We start from the raw sequence: 17,545 nt of genomic DNA, 5'->3' as shown, positions 1-17,545 counted from the left end.
TTTAGCCACGCATTGAATTGATTTTTTTTTGTTAAACACGCGTCCACCAATTGTCTAGCGATGGATCCGGTCGTCCAGAGGTCATGTCATAGTCAGCTCGATAGGTCAGGCCATCGCTGCCGAGAACCAAGTCACCTTTTTTGTAGCTTTTTGTTTTATCCCATTTTTCTATTGGTGCAGCTGTGGGGGTTGGAGTTGGCGTAGGAGTCGGCGAAGGGGTTGGCGTGGCCGCCACAGGCTCAGCAAAAGATTGCGCGCTGTATCTTAAAATAGTGGCTAAAACAACGTTTTGGGTTTGGCCTTGGGCATTACTCCAACTGACATTCGCAACTGCTTGCTTGGGTGCGGGCGCAGGAATGGGAGAGGCCGATGGCATAGGGATCATTTCACCAGTAGTAATCGCTAAATCGCTGACATCACCACTCACCGAAAATGTAGTTGATTTGCCATTCACAGTACTGACGGCCTTATCCACAATATTTCCCGTTTGGAATTCTCGGCGATATTCATCAAGTAAAGTTTGCGCCAAATGCATCGCTTCATTGCGATTTCTCGCGTCGCTCGTTCCTTGCATTTGCACAGCTTGAAATTTAGTCAGCGCAATTGAGGCGCCAGCCAAAATTAATACAGTAATTAAAATTTCAACCAAGCTAAAGCCGTTGCGTTTTAAATTAGAAGTCATGCCATAGCCCTGCTTTGAATTGAGAGCCAGTGCCACCTGGCGGCGATGGATCTTTTAATTTACTAGGGTCGTAATAAACACTAATCGTACCGAATGCCGCGTGAGTCGGACCTAAACCGGTTGCCATCACACCATCTTGCTTGCCATTGTTTGAAATTACACCTGATGAGTTTGCAAGTGGTTGATTTAGTGCTGCAACATCTAAGTTGCCGGCTAAAGCTACTGCGCCATAGATAACTTGGGCTGCCTTTGTGTAAAAATTATTGCCGTAAAGTAGCCCTGTGGCATTTAAGGGGTGGGCCCCAGCATTGATGTTGCCATTCACAATAATATTATTGGCTTTTAGTGTGCAGGCGCCTGTTAAGTTTAAATCGCCATCAATCCAAATCGTTAGTGGGGGGGGGCTGGGTACGATTGGACAGCTACCGCCAGGATAAGCTGTACCCGCAGCGGTGGCTGCAGCCTTGATGGTGCTTTTGGGGGCACCAAAAAAACTTTCAAAATATTGGTCTGGGGTCAGTGCTGCAATACTAGCAAAAGGGGTGATCGTAGCGTCGACGGATCCTGCATGGGTAAATGAGTCACCCGACATAATCGGGCAAGCTGCTGCTGGCTGCCCAGAAGCGGGTAGTGTGCTAATCGCACCAAAGGCGTCGGCATAGCCTTTAATCGAGAATGCTGATTTGCTGGGGTTAAATACGCCTTTTAGCGGGAGCGTGACGGTGACAGTGGCTCTCGGTTGCCCTGCTGTGGTGCAAGCAGGTGCAGTATTGCTGGGGCTGGTGGTGGAGTCATCAGCGCAACCGGTACTGGTGATGGTCATATTCAGCCCAGACATTCTTGCCGTTACTTGATAACCCAGACCAAGCGCATCAGCAACGCCTAGCGTGTTAATCCTTTTGGAGAAAAAACGATCATTGGCAAATTGGTTTGGATTTGCGGTATCGGCGTATGGCGCGGTGAATTTATATGCATTAAAAAAATTAGTGAGGCAAGCGCCTGGGCCACTGGCCGTTGTCTGCTGAATTAATTCAACGGTGCCAGTGCCAGTACTGATTTTGTTTAAATCGCTCAGTACCCGCGCCGCAAATTCATTGGCCCCAGCTTCTGCCGCTTCAAATGCTTTGCTATTGGCATAATAATTGGCCGATGTTTTTTGGAAAACAAAAGCTTGTCGGTTTGCGTAGAGCGTCGCGATACTGGCGATTAAAATTAAAATAATCGTAACCGCTAAAGTTGCAATGCCCGTTTGTTTGTGATTCATTTTAATAAACTCGCGGTAGGTTGCGTAATTGAATGCTGTCTTTTAGTGTTGATGAGAAACTACCGTCGGTTGATGCACCAGTGAGTGTGATATCTATTTTATTGATTAGATCGATCGTACTAATAGTTTCAGTATTTGCCGCCATTGAAAACGTAGTGATATTGATACGGTCTTTATTATTCATTGCTTGCCATTTTGGATCTGATGCATCGCAGGTATCAATATTTAAACTGCTCGGTGAGTTTAAAATTAATAATTGGCCATTACTTAACATGAAACCGCTGACTTCATCATTGCTTAGGATGTTGTTTTTATTGCTGTCATAGCGAAAAATAATGCAGCTCCCGGTGTAAATGTTTTTCCCCGCAACTGTTGTTTTGATTGCCCCCGGCATATTTATTTTTCTAAAGTATTTATTTGGCATGCTGGTGTCATCTTCGGCGAGTTGACTATATCCAGAGCGCCGTAATTCACGTGATATTAGCGACATCATCGGTTGTATTTCTTGCTCTAACGCCATGTTTCTCAAGCCATCTTTATTCGCAAAGAGGCTACTGAGTGCCATGCTGGATGCTGCACCGAGTAGTAAAAGACCTAGTGCCATCGAAACCATCAATTCAATCAGAGACATGCCCAGTTGTTTATGATTTAACATGCGGCATACCCACCAAATGAATTAGCGCCAGTAGGAATACATAACTGATTTAATCCGGTTATTGTCCAGTTTGCCTGTAATGAATAATTGTCGGTTGAAAAAATGATTGACCTTGTTGTGGCAAATGTAGGTAGTAAGCGGCGAGCCTCAATTGATGCACCGTTTAATAAAGTTAAGTCGGCGTTGGTAGAAATTGATTTTACCATTGTTGAATTAAGTGTTTTTAAATCACAGGCAGTATTTAAGGTGCAGGTGGGCGTTGTTGTTGCCGAAATACTCCAGTCATTGGCTGACGCGCGTGTTGCAATAATAAAAGTCGCTGAATTGCGTTTTATTGTTTCTGATTTTGCAAAATGCAAAAGCCCCAAGTATTCATTGGCGGCACCTTCTAAACGTTTTTTCTCTAAAAAATCGCTGAAGCTTGGAATTGCAATGGATAAAAGAATGCCAAGTATTGCAATACTGATCATTAGCTCAATTAATGTAAAACCAATTTGTTGGGCGCGATGCATTATTTGCTCCAACAGCGATCAGGGTCGGTATTGTTTGAGATTTGGGAGTCGGCGAGTGTTAGAGTGTTGGCACCGGTTGTGGTGATGTTGCCATTTAAAATTCGTGCTACCAAGAATTTGCATTTGGTATCTTGCTCTTGAGCGCCGTATGCAGTTGCTGTGACGGTATACCCTACTGATGTATTAGATTTGATATTAATTTTGTAGTAATCATTGCCATTAAATTTTGAGCTTAGAGTCTCTGCTGCATCATTAGTTGCTGTAGTTAATGTTGAAACATTAAGCCCAGTTGTTGAAACATCAACGGCATAAGTAGGATTGTTCGCACGCCATTTTTCTTGCGCTTGCTGAATTTTATTGATGATGACTGTCGCATCAGTTCTGCGGCTTTTTTTGATGTATTCGCTGTAGCTGGGTACGGCGATGGCGGCCAAGATACCGATGATGGCAATGACGATGAGCAGTTCAATCAAGGTAAAACCGCGGCTGCGATGAGAGAGCATGGTGTCCGACCCGATTTGGATTTGTTATTGTGGTTTGATGGTACGGGGTTTTGCTTACGGGGGACAAGACCACTTTTCTCGTGTGGGAAGAGCGGTCTTATCTTGGCGATGAACGGTAGTTTGTTGTTGCTTACGGTTAACAACTCAACTAAGCATTGATTTTTTTGTGCGCTGCACGATTCAGACGGTCGTGAATAGCCAGCCATTCTGCGCCTTCTGGCGGGGTTACCAGCAAAAGTTGATCATAGCCTTGGCGGTCCAACTGGCGGAGTGTGGCGTAGATTTGCTGGGCGTAGTCGGCTGGATTACTCGGCATGGCATGTTCGATATATGGCACGTGGTCTTGAATATGCGGAGTGAGTAATACCACTTTCTTACCGTTGGCGCTTTCTTTTGCTGCCAATTGCTGCATGCTGGCTAAGGGGCCGGTGATGAGTGGGGTGCGCGGCGCGTAGTGTGAATCGAGTAAACCCGATACCCGTTGTTTGGCGGTGCTGCTGGTGCTGTGGTGCTCAATCGCGTGACCTAGTACGGCTTCGATGGCGGCGCGGGAAATGCCACCCGGGCGCAGTAGTTTGGCTTGGTCACCGACTAGGCTAACGATGGTGGATTCAACGCCAACGTCACAGGCGCCACCGTCCAAAATTAAACGCACTTGTTCAACGCTAAATTCATGGCGGACATGTTCTGCTGTGGTAGGGCTAACGTGGCCAAATTGATTGGCACTGGGCGCAGCAAGACCGCCGCCAAATTGCAGCAGTAATTCATGGGTAATCGGGTGCGCTGGCGCGCGTAGGCCAACGGTGTCTTGCCCGCCGGTGACGGCATCGCTGACATGCGCTTGGCGCTCTAAAATTAGCGTTAACGGGCCGGGCCAAAATGCTTGCGCCAGTTGGTATGCGCTATCAGGAATGTTTTGCGCCCAGTCAGCCAGTTGCGCTACGCCGGCAATATGCACAATGACTGGATGGTCATTGGGCCGGCCTTTGGCGGCAAATATTTTGGCCACTGCGGCGTCTTGACTGGCGTCGGCCGCCAAACCATAGACGGTTTCCGTTGGGATGCCGACAAGTTCACCGGCACGGAGTAAGGCCAGGGCGGCGGAAAGATCGGCAGGAGAGGGCGCTAAGGTCATTTTGGTCTGGCTACACACTTTGGAATGCGCTGATTATATCATCGCCCTTCATTCACGGTTTGCTTTAGCTCGGACTCGGTACGATGGCGTTGATTGGATGTGATTTATCGTGCCCGCAAGTGCGGATGTTGCTCGAATCACTGTTGTTCGATTCGCTGGCAACAAGCGACTGCTGGCGGAAATGATGAGTCGCTGCTGCTTGATGAGTTGCGGGATGTCTCAGATAGATTGAAGGGTAATGAGGTGGGGTATATACGGATAAGTTAATATCTATATGCTTTTCAAATAGATACCTACATAAATTGGCTGGTATTTAGATGCGGTGTCGATGGTTTTAAGTGCTCGTGGTGCGGTGGTTGATAATCGTCGTTTTAGCGTGATGAGCGCGGCACGGATCAAATTGGAATGCCCTTGCCAACGGCAGCAATGATGAACTCGATGTCAAACAGGGCTGGTGCTGTAGCACCAACCCTGTTGGTTGTATGGACTGCAGGTTTGCGGTGTGGCTTAATAAATCGGCAGCGCCAAAAAGAGCTTGATAATGATGGCGTTCAAAATATCGATAAAGAAAGCCCCGACCATCGGCACGACAATAAACGCTAAGTGCGATGGTCCAAAGCGATGCGTTACCGCTTGCATATTGGCAATCGCCGTTGGGGTTGCGCCCAGACCAAAGCCGCAATGACCTGCCGCCAACACCACGGCATCATAGTTTGAACCCATCACGCGGAACGTCACAAAGATCGCGTAAGCGGCCATGGCCATCGCTTGTACTGCGAGCAAAATCACCATCGGCAGCGCCAAGTTGGCCAGCTCCCACAGGCGCAAGCTCATCAAGGCCATCGCTAAAAACAGCGCCAAGCTGACGTTACCCAATACCGAGACTTCACGTTCAAACACTTGATACCAGCCTAGGCCCGACAAGACATTGCGTAGCACGACGCCGGTAAATAAAACGCAAACAAAGGTTGGTAATTCAAACGCCGTGCCCGATAAGACTTCGGCCAAAAATTGCCCACCAGCCAAGCTCAACGCAATTAAGGCCAGAGATTCAATAAATGAATTCACCGTGATTAGGCGCGTAGCTTGTGGCTCTTCAAAACCAGTTGGCGCGCGGTCTTGATTGTGTTCGGCGCCCGGTACTTTGACCTTACGCAGCAAAAACTTGGCCACCGGGCCGCCAATTAAGCCGCCCAACACCAAACCAAATGTGGCGCACGCCATCGCCAATTCGGTGGCTCCTTGAATACCAAATTGTTCGCTAAACACCGAGCTCCATGCGGCGCCCGTACCGTGACCACCCGATAGCGTGACTGAGCCAGCCAGTAGCCCTAAATGACCATCGAGCCCCAATAGATTGGCCAAGCTAATGCCAATGATGTTTTGCATTAATAGCAAACCAGCAACGACGCACAAAAATTTAATCATCACGCTACCGCCGGCTTTGAGGCTGGCTAGATTGGCCGATAAACCAATAGTGGCAAAAAAAGCCAGCATTAAAGGCGTTTGCAATGAGGTATCAAATTTAACGGTGACGCCAGCCACTTGCTGGGCAAATAGCATCAGTAAAGCCACCACCAAGCCGCCTGCGACAGGCTCGGGGATGGTGAAGGCTTTTAGCGGCGCTGTTTTTTCGACCAGAATTCGACCAAATAGCAAAACAAGTGAGGCAGCAACTAAGGTGCCGTAGCCACTAATCGTAATCATAAGGTTTTCCTAAGTAATGCCCATGTGGAATGTGGCGCTGTAAGAATAAGGGCGGCACAATTGTGTCGCCTATTGCCGGTAATTACAATGTGGCACGGTGTTAACTATTTCGCTTTACAATTCAAGCGCTAACAGTTCGGCGACGGTTTGCCGGCGGCGAATTTGCCGAATGGCATCGCCATCGATTAGTACTTCAGCGATCAGCGGGCGGGTATTGTAATTGGACGACATGCTGGCGCCATAAGCACCGGTGTCGTGAAAAACCACCCAATCGCCAATTTGGGTGCTGGGCAGCAAGCGCGGCTCAACCACGCCGCCTTCGGCTTGGGTAAACACGTCCCCCGATTCACACAAGGGGCCGGCCAATACCGTCGCTCGTAGCGCACCATCGGCCAGCGTGCCATCGGCGCGCAAGACGCTAATTTCATGATAACTGCCATACATTGCTGGGCGCATCAGATCAGAAAACCCAGCGTCGACCAAGACAAAATGATTGCTACCCACGTCTTTTTTGGCGCGCACTTCGGTAATTAACTGTCCACTTTCTGCAACTAAAAAACGGCCCGGTTCAATTTCTAAATGCACTGGATGCCCTAAAAAGGCGGCAATCTCTTGGCGTGCGGCGTCCCATAAATGAAAGTAATGCGCGGTATCAATCGGCTCGCCGCCGACTTGGTAAGGAATTGATAAACCGCCGCCGGCTGAAATCGCCCGAATATCGCGGCCCGATTGTTTCACTTGCGCCACCATCGCCGCGCAAACGTCTTGCAAATGGCGATAATCCACGCCCGAACCAATGTGCATATGTAGGCCGACTAAATCAAGATTGTATTTTTCAATCAAAGCCAATGCTTCGGGCAGTTGTGTGTGCCAAATACCGTGCTTGCTTTGCTCGCCACCGGTATTGGTTTTTTGGCTATGGCCATGGCCAAAGCCGGGGTTGATCCGCAGCCAAACGCGGTGTCCTGGATGCGCCTCGCCCAATTGCTCTAGCATTTGCGGGCTGCCGCAATTGACTTGAATATCAAGCTCAACCACACGCGCCAAGGTGGCGCGATCGAGTAAATCGGCAGTGAACACAATGTCGTCGGCATCGGCACCGGTGGCAAAGCCGGCCGCAATCGCGCGCTCGATTTCACCGAGCGAGACCGAATCGACTTTGACGCCTTGCTCGCGCATCAATTTGAGGATGTGAATGTTTGAGTTGGCTTTTTGCGCAAAACGAATGGTGTCAAATGCCTTGAGTTGGCCAATGCGCTGGCGAATGGTCGCGGCGTTGTAAGTCCAGATTGGCGTCGAAAACTCGTTGGCAATGTTGCAAATTTGTTCGGCGTTTAGCGCTTTCATGGGTTTTCCAGTGGTGTGGGGTTGGCAGAGCATCACGAGCGGTCATGCCGCGCAGATGGGCGGCAGCTCAGTGCTTTCGTTTGCATTTTTATGACGGCTATTCAATCAGATTGCTAAATCGTGGTAAAACGATTAATTCTATGCCCCCACCATTTTTGCTTATGTTTGATTACAAATTACTCGAAGCACTGGATATGGTTTTGCGTTGTGGCAGTTTTGATGCGGCGGCTAAACGTTTGCATTTAACGCCGTCGGCGATTTCGCAGCGCATTCGCCAGCTCGAAGAGCGCCATGGTGAAGTGCTGTTGCGGCGTGAAACGCCACTCAGTGCCACGGCCAGCGGCGAACAACTGCTCGCGCATGTGCGGCAAGTTCGCTTGCTGGAGGCCGATTTAGCCACGCGATTTGACGCCAGCAATGACGATGTCGCATGGAGTAATTTGCGTGTTGGCATCACCGCCGATAGTTTGGCCATTGGGCTGATTGCGGCGATCGCCCCCAATTTAGTGCCGGCAAAATTATTGCTCGATTGCGTGGTGGAGGATGAAGCCTATACGCTTGATTTATTACGCTCGGGCGATGTTATTGGATGTATTAGTACGCAGCCTTTGTCAGTTGCAGGCTGCGTGGCAATACCCTTGGGGCAGTTGCCCTATATTGGCGTGGCCAATGTTAAGTTTGTTGCGCAATACTTTGCCTGTGGCGTCACTGCCCACAGTTTGGCTGGCGCACCGGCCGCAGTGTTTGGGCAAAAAGAAAGTTTGCATCGGCGCTTGCTGCGCGAGCGTTTTGCTTTGCTCGACGCGCAATTTCCTTGTTATGTGATCCCCGAAAGTCATGCGCTGTATGCCGCGGCCAAGTCGGGACTGGCGTATGCGATTGTGCCGCGAGCACAAGCGGCGGCAGAACTCAGTGCAGGAACTATGCGAGAGATCGCTGAATTTACGACGGCGGTGCCGCTGTATTGGCATCATTGGGCGCGGCCAACACGGCCCGCTTTGGCCTTGACTGCCGCGATTGAGCAATTTGCCGCCCATCATTTTTGCCGTTGAACGGCGCTGGTGCGGGGCGCTGCCTGGTGCGGAGATTTTGGCTTGATATTGCTTTACAAAATGCTGGCGTAGAATGACTGCGCTGCGTGCCTTGTCTTAGCGCAAAACCAAGGCGGCGGGCAAACCACACGTCAGTAGTCCTGCGGTAGCGTGTTTTTTAGAGGGTGAGTTTTGGCTTTGATTTTTTTACGGAGTGAATGTGATGCATGAACCGTTACTTGTTTTTTTGGATCGAGCCAGCTTGCCGGTGCGCTTAAAACCATTGGCTTTGCCGCATCATTGGCAAGAATATCCGCAAACGCTGCCTCACGAGGTGGTGGAGAGGCTGGCGGGGGCGACAGTTGCCATTAGTAATAAAGTGCCCATCAACAGCGAAATGATGGCGGCTTTGCCGGAGTTAAAACTCATCGCGGTGTCGGCTACCGGATATAATCAGATCGACGTGTCGGCGGCGAAAGAATTGAATATTGCCGTGTGCAATATTCGTGATTATGCGATTCATGGCGTGGCCGAGCATACGCTGATGCTGATGTTGGCTTTGCGGCGACAATTGCTGTCGTATCGGCAGCAAGTCTTGGCGGGGGCATGGCAGGCGGCCAGTGGTTTTTGTGTTTTTGGCGCGCCACTGCATGATTTGGCCGCTAGTCGTTTATGCGTGATCGGTTCGGGCGCGCTAGGGAAAGCGACAGCAGCATTGGCACGCGCTTTTGGTATGCAGGTGTTTTTTGTTGAGCATCGCGGCGCAGCCATCGTTCGGCCAGGGTTTTTGCCATGGGCTGAGGCGTTGGCGACGGCGGATATTTTAAGTTTGCATTGTCCACTCAACGACGCCACGCGTGGCATGATTGCCGCGCCCGAATTGGCAGCGATGAAAGCCAGCAGCTTATTGATTAATACTGCGCGCGGTGGCTTAGTGGATGAAGCTGATTTGCTAACGGCGCTGCAAACCGGACAAATTGCTGGGGCAGGCTTGGATGTATTGGTGACGGAGCCGCCGACTGCAGGCAATGCGCTACTGGATGTCGCGCTGCCCAATTTATTGATTACGCCACATGTGGCGTGGGCCAGCGTGGAAACCATGCAAACTTTGGCCGATCAATTAATTGATAATATCGGCGGTTTTTTGCAAGGCCAACCGCGCAATATACTTTGAGCGCGATGGTTGAGATTGTTGAGAAGGTGTGCGCTTGTGGCAGCCCGCCTGAGTTCGGCGGGCTGATCGAAGTCCTTGCACTTTAGCTGCGTTCGCGCCATGCCGCGATTTTGCGGAAAATCCAGCTTTGTGGTTGCTCAACACCGGTGCGAGCGTATTCCATTAGGCTAACCTCACTGCACATCGCTTGGTGCGATTGCTGGGCGTGATGGTCGCCAATAAATAGCAATTCATCGCCATAGCGCAGTGTGTCATCGGCTTTGGGTAATAAAATATCCTTCTCTCCATGGCGGCGCAGTAATGCAATGCATTGCAGTGGCCGGCCGTGATCAATCACGCTGTGATAAAAATGTTTGATCTGTAATGCCGGTAAAGGCCGCGCCAAAAAGGCCTGCACTGCGGCTGGGTTTTTAGCGTTTAAACGCACCGTCCAGTGCTCTGGCACAATCCCTTGGCAGAGATTTTCGATGTCGATGGTCAATTGTCTGGCCCATTCGTCCTCTTTGGTGACTAAAGCCAACACAAACTGCGCCAGTAGCGGATTGGCCATGGCGCGTAATGCTTCATGCGCGACGACTTCGCTGCGAATTGAAATAAAGTCCGGCGCAAAGGCTTTGAATAATAAATGATTGGTGGCTAAGTTTTGCCGCGCAACAATAAATAGCGCAGGGTTAATCGCTCGTGCGGTGGCCAGCGACGAGAGATTATTGGCGTCATCATCGTGGCAAACAAATAAGCCCACGGCGTGCTCAATGCCGGCGGTTTTGAGCGAGGCGGCGTCCACCCCTAAGGCTTGGTGGTAGATCTGCGGATCGAGCTCGGGCTGTGGATCGGGGTCGATAATGTGAACGCTAATGCCTTCTTGCGATAAAGCTTTGTGGATGGAGCGGCCAAAACGCCCGTAACCGACAATCACCCAATGCCCCTTGGGCGGTTTAATACTCGGCGGGAAAGGGTTGCCGGGAAAATCCGACAAGATTTTACGCAAATGCGAAACAGCCGGGGCATGCATCGCCAATTGAAACTGCTGGCCCACCGCTTCAAACATATTAATGACTTTATTGGTGCCAAATGACGCCATATTGTCGCTAATTTCTTGGTTTTTACTGCGGCAAATCGACAGTAGCTTAGGCCGTAACACATAGGCGGTGATGGCAATTGATAAATTGGTATTTTCATTACCGGTAATGCCCAGCACACCAATGCAGCGTGGGTGAGATAGGCCGGCAATTTTGAGTAACTCGGGATTGGCGGCGTCGCCGGCGTAAAAGGGCGCGTCAAAATGATAATCGGCCAGTGCCACATCATTTATTCGCTCTTCGCGCAGATCAATCACAACAAAACGAATATCTTGGGTGTCGAGCACTTGGCAAAGAATGCGCCCAGTTTGCCCGTAGCCGCAAATCAGATAAAACGGTTCGTTCATGCGCTTTACTTTGCTGGTAAAGCGCGTGTACTGAATGGCTTTAGTCAGTGCTTGATCACGCGTGAGGGCAAAAATTGAGCTTAAAGCATAGGCCCAGCCAATCACCGCCAGATAAATACACACTAAAACCCACATCCTTTGTCCGCTGGTAAAGGCATAAGGAATCTCACCAAAACCAATGGTGGTGGCGGTGTAGCTAATAAAGTAAATCGCATGGAAAAAATCCATTCGATACGGCTGACCGGCATTATCCACGCCTGGAATGAGCACCAGACCAAATACCGAAACGGCGTAGATCAAAATCAGCGTGATGATGGGCGTGCGTAAACGCCGCAGCATTAAAAAGAAAATATTGGGCATGGCGGCTTAACGGCGATGTTGCAAGGTTTCGCCAATTAATAAAATGACGGAGACCAGATTGGCCGCCAAAGCGCCCGCAGACAGTGACACAATGGTGGTGGTAATCGCTGGCGTCATTCCGACTTGAGTAATGTAAAGCGCATTCCACCATACCAAGCTGGCGGCAATGAGTTGTAAATCTGCGACCAAGCTCGTTGCCAAATGCAGTGCGCCCACTTGGGTGCGATCACCAAATTTAATCACCGTGGCGATTAAATTGACGACGATGGCAGCAAACAGCTCATTGACATCGTGCTGGTGGGCGATGTCGATTTGGCCGATGACGAAGCCAAAATTGAGCGTAAAAGCCAGTAAAATAAAGAAGCCAAAGATGACTTTTTCTAAATTCATGATGAAGTTCCAATCAAGTAAATCATGAGCCAATAATGGGTTGGTGCGTGTTGCTCATTAAATCAGTGCCTGTACGGCCTTCAATCTAAGGGCAAACGATCGGCCTTTGAGTCGTGGCGCATCATGCTTTGCTTCCCCTTGCTGGTCAAATCATTCGCCGTAAACTGGGATGTAACTATTACAGCTGGCAGTATGCTGACGCTGATGCTGGCAATCGAGTGCTTGCGTTGCCGTATTGAATTTTATCCCCAAAAATCGTGGATAAAATTCAGTACGGCCTGTGGGTAAGTCACTTAAGTCATTGAAATTAAGTCGGTCTCGTCAAGTGGCTTTGCTTATGTGAAAAAATAGGCCATTTCATGGCTTTATGCTCAAGTGACGTGAGTTGATGCGTGCATAAGCTGTGGATAAGCGATCTATCTCAATGATTTATTGGGGTAAATACAGGCTGACTTTTTTTTGGGCAGGTTTTTTAGTCAATTGGATGGTATTCAATTGAATCATTCGGCATGTGCGAAACGATAAAATTACGCCACGGATAGAAATAAGTAGCCAGAAAAGCAGAAGCAGTTAAAACGAGGGTAGTGTAGAGCGTTGAATAACCAAGCCGCAGGCTAAAATAAATGAACGGCTTAGTTTCAAGCCGATCTTGAAGCCACGTAGGGGCTTATTTTTTGCTGTCGCTGGATTTTGCTGCAGGCATAAAGCCGGCAACAGGCACTGTTGCTGATTTTTCTTTCTTCGGTTTTTTTGTTTCTTTATTGCTGCGCGCTTGACCCTTGGCCATGATTTTGCTCCGATTCGATGTTTGAGTGACGTAATGATGAATGCATCCTGCACGGTGCGTCGTGCAGAATGTTCGATTCAATCATAGGCGCATCAGGCTTGGCTTGGGGATTTAATTGCTGGATTGGTCACGACCATCCCTCAGGGTATGTTGCTGAAGCTTAAATTTAATAAAAGTAAGCGGCGTATACCCTTGCTATGCCTGATGCGACGAGGTGGTGAATTATTTGGCCCCGCCAAGCAATTGAGTGAGCTGGCGGTAGCGTTTGTAATAGGCTTCTTCGAGTTGGGCTTTTTCGGGTTGAGCGAGTTTTTTATTTAAGGTCAGTTTGAATAAATCATGAAACAGCTGCAAATCAGTGACTTGGCGTAAGCTGCGATTGTCTGCAGCGGTAAAGCCCGCCAATTGATCGGCATAATACAATCGCTGTTTGGCGAGTGCCGTATTGCTGCCGGTTTTGCCGTACTGAGTAAAAAAGAGTTTGATTTTGCTCTTGAGTGGCGCGGGGAGGTCTTGTCGTTGAATCAAGGGATCAAAAGCAAATTCCGGCGACTGCCAAATCACGCGCATTTTGGCGTGATCGCGCGGGTATTTTTCTTTGAGCTGCTCTAAGTCAAAAGAATTACTCACCGCCACGTCAACGCGCTGGGTGGCCAGTGCAATAAAGGATTGCTCCGCATTGCCATAGACAATGTGCTTGAAATAATTTTCTGGCATGATGTTTTTTTGTAAAAACAAATGGTAATGCGGGATATAAAATTCGGCGGTGCTGCCGTTGATGCCCGAGGCGTAGCTCAGTTGCTGCGGGTGTTGCAGTAATTGCTCTGCATTTTTAATCGGGCTGTTGGCGCTAACTAACATCACGCTGCGATAGGTTGCTTGATTGCCGCTTTGCACTAAGGAGGCAAATACTTCGACCTTGGCGTTTTCTACGGCATCGAGTGCCAGCTTATTGTCAACGCGGGCGACTTGGATTTCATTGTTTTTTATTTTATTGAATAAAACCGCTCTATCATTGCCAACCCATGCTTTCACGGGTTGACCAATGGCGATGGCAAGATCATTGAGAATCGGTTGCCAATCTTCAAGTGTTTGTTCGTCATTGCGTGAGGTGAGTAAACCGAGCGTGATCTCCGCCTGCACTGGTAGCGCCAAACAGCAAAGTAGCAAACAGAAGTGGCGAAGTAGCATAGCTAAAATCCCGAGTACGCGAAATCCGACATCATAGGGTGTCAATATGACAATGGTGTGAAATCTTTGTAAGTAATAGAGACTCCGAAATCAGCCATCGATGGGGGTGACTAGTGCGGTGATGCCTTTGCGGCCACCCAGTCAAAAGCCATGCGGCGAGGAGCAAAGCGGCTTTGATTTGGTTTGAATATTTGCTTTGAATGAGTCGCGGTTTCGACCTTGGCGTGCGAACAAGGTATAATCAGCGCCTTCTGGTTTGTCGCGTATGAATATTTTTATGCCTATCTATGCTTATCGCTGTACTGAGTGTGGTCATCAAGACGAACACTTACAAAAAATGTCGGCTGATGCTTTAACGCAATGTCCAGCTTGCCGAGCCGAAAAATACACTCGATGCGTGACGGCTGCGGGCTTTCAGCTCAAAGGTTCAGGTTGGTATCAAACTGATTTTAAAGGCGGTTCTAGCGCAACCGGTTCTGATTCTTAATCGATTTTTACTTGAGTAAAATTGTGACCTCATTATTTAAGCGCTACTTTTTTACTGGTTTGTTGATTTGGATTCCTTTAGTGATCACATTGTGGGTGCTTAATCTATTGATTAGCACCATGGATCAGCTAGGGGCATTTGTACCGAATCAAGTTCGTCCTGATTTTTGGATTTTGCAAGCGTTAGCGCAGTTATTTCCCCATTTAAAAGGGGTAGAAAATATCCCTGGATTTGGGGTAATTTTGACGGTGCTGGTGCTGTTTTTAACCGGTATTTTTGCGGCTAATATTTTGGGTCGTCGCTTGTTGGGCGTTGGCGAGTCGATTTTGAAACGCATACCGATTGTTCGCTCGATTTATATGAGTGTGAAGCAAGTTTCGGATACGTTGTTTTCTGATTCTGGCAATGCGTTTCGCAAAGCGGTATTGGTGCAATTTCCTCATCAGGGCACATGGTCGGTGGGCTTTGTTACAGGGGTTCCGAATGGTGAAATTAGCGAAAAACTCGGTGGTGAATTAATTTCGGTGTTTGTTCCCACGACGCCAAATCCGACATCGGGCTTTTTGTTTATGGCCAAAATCAGCGATGTAAAAGAGCTGGATATGAGCGTAGATGAAGCATTGAAATACGTGATTTCGCTGGGGGTGGTGATGCCCAGTACGAAGCAGTTGCTTGATTCGCCGCAGGCTGTATCGGTAGCGCCTGCCGCAGCAGTAAAAGGTTAATTAAAAAATAATGTGGCATTGCCACCAGCGGGCTTGTCCGTTTTATTGATTGTTTGTGTTATTTATTTTTGAGGAAGTTCTTTGATGCGTACCGATTATTGCGGTTTGATTGATGGTCGTTATCTGGGCCAAACTGTCACGATTAAGGGCTGGGCCCATCGTCGTCGTGATCATGGTGGTGTGATTTTTATCGATTTGCGCGACCGTGAAGGTTTGGTGCAAGTGGTCTTTGCGCCAGAAACCCCCGAAGCGTTTGCCATTGCCGATGCCACCCGCAATGAATATGTATTGGAAATCACCGGCTTGGTGCGTGCTCGCCCAGAAGGCACCACCAATAGCAAAATGTTTACGGGTCAAATCGAAATTTTGGCGCAAAGCATTACCGTACTCAATCAAGCGGCAACGCCACCGTTCCAGATCGACGATGAAAATCTCTCTGAAAACGTGCGTTTAACCAACCGCGTGATCGATTTGCGTCGTCCTGTGATGCAAAAAAACATGCGTTTGCGTTACCGCGTAGCGATGTTAATTCGTAACTACCTTGATGGTTTGGGCTTTATCGATATCGAAACACCGATGTTGACCCGCTCAACGCCAGAAGGCGCGCGCGATTATCTGGTACCAAGCCGCGTGCACGATGGCCAATTCTTTGCCTTGCCGCAATCGCCACAGCTATTTAAACAGCTCTTGATGGTCGCCGGTTTTGATCGCTACTACCAAATCGTTAAATGCTTCCGCGATGAAGATTTGCGCGCCGATCGTCAGCCGGAATTCACCCAGATTGATATCGAAACTTCGTTCTTGAACGAAGACGAAATCATGAGCATTACTGAAGCGATGGCAATTCACGTATTCAAAGAAGCCATCAACGTGGATCTGGGCGAATTCCCGCGTATGGCGTATGACGACGCAATGCGTTTGTACGGCTCAGACAAGCCTGATTTGCGCGTGTCGTTGCAGTTCACTGAACTGACCGATTTGATGAAAACCGAAGAATTCAAAGTCTTCCGCGGCGCAGCCGATATGGAAAACGGCCGCGTAGTCGGCTTGCGGATTCCTGGTGGCGCGAGCATCAGCCGTAAAGAAATCGACGACTACACCAAGTTTGTGGCGATCTACGGTGCTAAAGGCTTGGCGTACATCAAAGTCAACGACGTTACCAATCTGAGCAACGGCGAAGGCTCTGGCTTGCAATCGCCAATCGTTAAAAACCTTAGCGAAGCGTGCTTGCAAGAAATCATCACCCGCACTGGTGCAACCACCGGCGATTTGATTTTCTTTGGCGCAGACAAAGATAAAGTGGTGAACGAAGCCATCGGTGCCTTGCGCTTGAAAGTCGGCCACGAAAAAGGCGAAGCAGCGGGTTACTTCACACGCGGCTGGAAACCATTGTGGGTGGTTGACTTCCCAATGTTCGAACGTGACGACGACGCAGGCCGCTGGAACGCTTGCCACCATCCGTTCACCAGCCCGAAAGTTGAGCACATCGAGTTCCTTAAATCAGATCCGGGCAAATGCAAAGCGCGCGCTTACGATATGGTCCTCAACGGTTGGGAAATGGGCGGCGGTTCAGTCCGTATCCACCGCGCAGATATGCAATCGACGGTCTTTGAAGCACTCGGTATTGGGACCGAAGAAGCGCAAAACAAATTTGGCTTCTTGCTCGACAATCTACAATTTGGCGCACCTCCGCACGGCGGCTTAGCCTTTGGTTTGGATCGTTTGGTAACGTTGATGACCGGCGCAGAATCAATCCGCGACGTGATCGCCTTCCCGAAAACGCAACGTGCGCAGTGCTTGTTGACCAACGCACCGAACGAAGTGGACGAGAAACAACTCCGCGAATTGCACATTCGTTTGCGTAACACCCAGCAAGCCAATTTAGCGTAATCGCTCATTGGCTTGGTTTAAAAAAGGCGACTTCGGTCGCCTTTTTTGTTGGGTATTGGCTGCTGGGCGTTGATGGCTAATAGCTGCATTGATATACCCATCAGTTTGGTCGGGCGGGTTGGTGCGTCGGGCGGGTTAGTATAGGTAGGGCGGGTTAGCCTTTAGGCGTAACCCGCCGATCAGGTTGCCGTGGCGCAAATTGCGATCCGTGATGTTTAGATTGAGTAAGTTGGGCTAAGCCTGCGCAGCCCAACAATCGCGCGGTCAACGTTGGGGTTT

16 protein-coding genes are annotated in these 17,545 nt (G+C 49.3%); 5 read left to right on the top strand and 11 right to left on the bottom strand.

Features of this window, described 5'->3' with window-relative positions; all coding sequences use genetic code 11:
- Nucleotides 1-31 precede the first annotated feature (31 nt).
- From LG219_RS06485 to lysA, 8 genes are all read right to left on the bottom strand, one after another.
- Entirely contained in the window at nt 32-682 is a 651-nt protein-coding gene (locus tag LG219_RS06485; protein ID WP_226763719.1) for a type IV pilus modification PilV family protein, read from the bottom strand.
- Nucleotides 672-1,946 (bottom strand): PilX N-terminal domain-containing pilus assembly protein, encoded by a 1,275-nt coding sequence (locus tag LG219_RS06480; protein ID WP_226763718.1) that lies wholly within the window; start codon nt 1,944-1,946, stop codon nt 672-674. Before LG219_RS06480 ends, LG219_RS06485 begins: the two co-directional genes overlap by 11 nt.
- A gap of 1 nt (nt 1,947) precedes the next feature.
- Complete coding sequence (locus LG219_RS06475) at nt 1,948-2,601, bottom strand: prepilin-type N-terminal cleavage/methylation domain-containing protein (RefSeq protein ID WP_226763717.1); 654 nt, start codon at nt 2,599-2,601, stop codon at nt 1,948-1,950.
- Nucleotides 2,595-3,113: a pilus assembly FimT family protein gene (locus tag LG219_RS06470; RefSeq protein WP_284691615.1), complete on the bottom strand. Its 519-nt coding sequence runs from the start codon at nt 3,111-3,113 to the stop codon at nt 2,595-2,597. The genes LG219_RS06475 and LG219_RS06470 overlap by 7 nt, the downstream gene beginning before the upstream one ends.
- On the bottom strand, nt 3,113-3,616 hold the full coding sequence (locus tag LG219_RS06460; protein WP_284691614.1) for a type IV pilin protein: 504 nt from the start codon (nt 3,614-3,616) through the stop codon (nt 3,113-3,115). The genes LG219_RS06470 and LG219_RS06460 overlap by 1 nt, the downstream gene beginning before the upstream one ends.
- Nucleotides 3,617-3,764: 148 nt before the next feature.
- Nucleotides 3,765-4,751 (bottom strand): L-threonylcarbamoyladenylate synthase, encoded by a 987-nt coding sequence (locus LG219_RS06450; RefSeq protein WP_226763716.1) that lies wholly within the window; start codon nt 4,749-4,751, stop codon nt 3,765-3,767.
- Between the two features lie 507 nt (nt 4,752-5,258).
- Nucleotides 5,259-6,458, bottom strand: coding sequence for a sodium/glutamate symporter (gltS, locus tag LG219_RS06445; RefSeq protein WP_226763715.1), 1,200 nt, complete (start codon nt 6,456-6,458; stop codon nt 5,259-5,261).
- A gap of 114 nt (nt 6,459-6,572) precedes the next feature.
- Nucleotides 6,573-7,805 (bottom strand): diaminopimelate decarboxylase, encoded by a 1,233-nt coding sequence (gene lysA, locus LG219_RS06440; protein WP_226763714.1) that lies wholly within the window; start codon nt 7,803-7,805, stop codon nt 6,573-6,575.
- 140 nt (nt 7,806-7,945) lie between these two features.
- Between lysA and LG219_RS06435 the strand changes: the two genes are divergently transcribed.
- Complete coding sequence (locus LG219_RS06435; protein ID WP_226763713.1) at nt 7,946-8,857, top strand: ArgP/LysG family DNA-binding transcriptional regulator; 912 nt, start codon at nt 7,946-7,948, stop codon at nt 8,855-8,857.
- Between the two features lie 202 nt (nt 8,858-9,059).
- The gene (locus LG219_RS06430) at nt 9,060-10,010 is read left to right on the top strand and encodes a D-2-hydroxyacid dehydrogenase (RefSeq protein WP_226763712.1); all 951 of its coding nucleotides are present in this window, start codon (nt 9,060-9,062) and stop codon (nt 10,008-10,010) included.
- An 82-nt stretch (nt 10,011-10,092) separates the two neighbouring features.
- Here the strand turns inward: LG219_RS06430 and LG219_RS06425 are convergent, their stop codons facing one another.
- The 3 genes from LG219_RS06425 to phnD all read right to left on the bottom strand — a co-directional run bounded on the left by LG219_RS06425 (nt 10,093) and on the right by phnD (nt 14,116).
- Entirely contained in the window at nt 10,093-11,796 is a 1,704-nt protein-coding gene (locus LG219_RS06425; protein ID WP_226763711.1) for a potassium channel family protein, read from the bottom strand.
- Nucleotides 11,797-11,802: 6 nt separating this feature from the next.
- On the bottom strand, nt 11,803-12,186 hold the full coding sequence (locus LG219_RS06420) for a DUF6394 family protein (RefSeq protein WP_226763710.1): 384 nt from the start codon (nt 12,184-12,186) through the stop codon (nt 11,803-11,805).
- Between the two features lie 1,009 nt (nt 12,187-13,195).
- On the bottom strand, nt 13,196-14,116 hold the full coding sequence (gene phnD / locus LG219_RS06415) for a phosphate/phosphite/phosphonate ABC transporter substrate-binding protein (protein ID WP_226763709.1): 921 nt from the start codon (nt 14,114-14,116) through the stop codon (nt 13,196-13,198).
- Between the two features lie 325 nt (nt 14,117-14,441).
- Between phnD and LG219_RS06410 the strand changes: the two genes are divergently transcribed.
- The 3 genes from LG219_RS06410 (at nt 14,442) to aspS (ending at nt 17,266) form a co-directional block, all read left to right on the top strand.
- Nucleotides 14,442-14,651, top strand: coding sequence for an FmdB family zinc ribbon protein (locus LG219_RS06410; RefSeq protein WP_226763708.1), 210 nt, complete (start codon nt 14,442-14,444; stop codon nt 14,649-14,651).
- Between the two features lie 23 nt (nt 14,652-14,674).
- The gene (locus LG219_RS06405; protein ID WP_226763707.1) at nt 14,675-15,376 is read left to right on the top strand and encodes a DUF502 domain-containing protein; all 702 of its coding nucleotides are present in this window, start codon (nt 14,675-14,677) and stop codon (nt 15,374-15,376) included.
- An 84-nt stretch (nt 15,377-15,460) separates the two neighbouring features.
- Nucleotides 15,461-17,266, top strand: a complete 1,806-nt coding sequence (aspS, locus tag LG219_RS06400; protein ID WP_226763706.1) for an aspartate--tRNA ligase — start codon at nt 15,461-15,463, stop codon at nt 17,264-17,266.
- Nucleotides 17,267-17,545: the final 279 nt, after the last annotated feature.

Source organism: Deefgea salmonis, assembly GCF_020531905.1.
GTDB lineage: Bacteria > Pseudomonadota > Gammaproteobacteria > Burkholderiales > Chitinibacteraceae > Deefgea > Deefgea salmonis.
The sequence above is the reverse complement of the archived record's forward strand: the minus strand, read 5'-3'. Positions and strand labels throughout refer to the sequence as shown.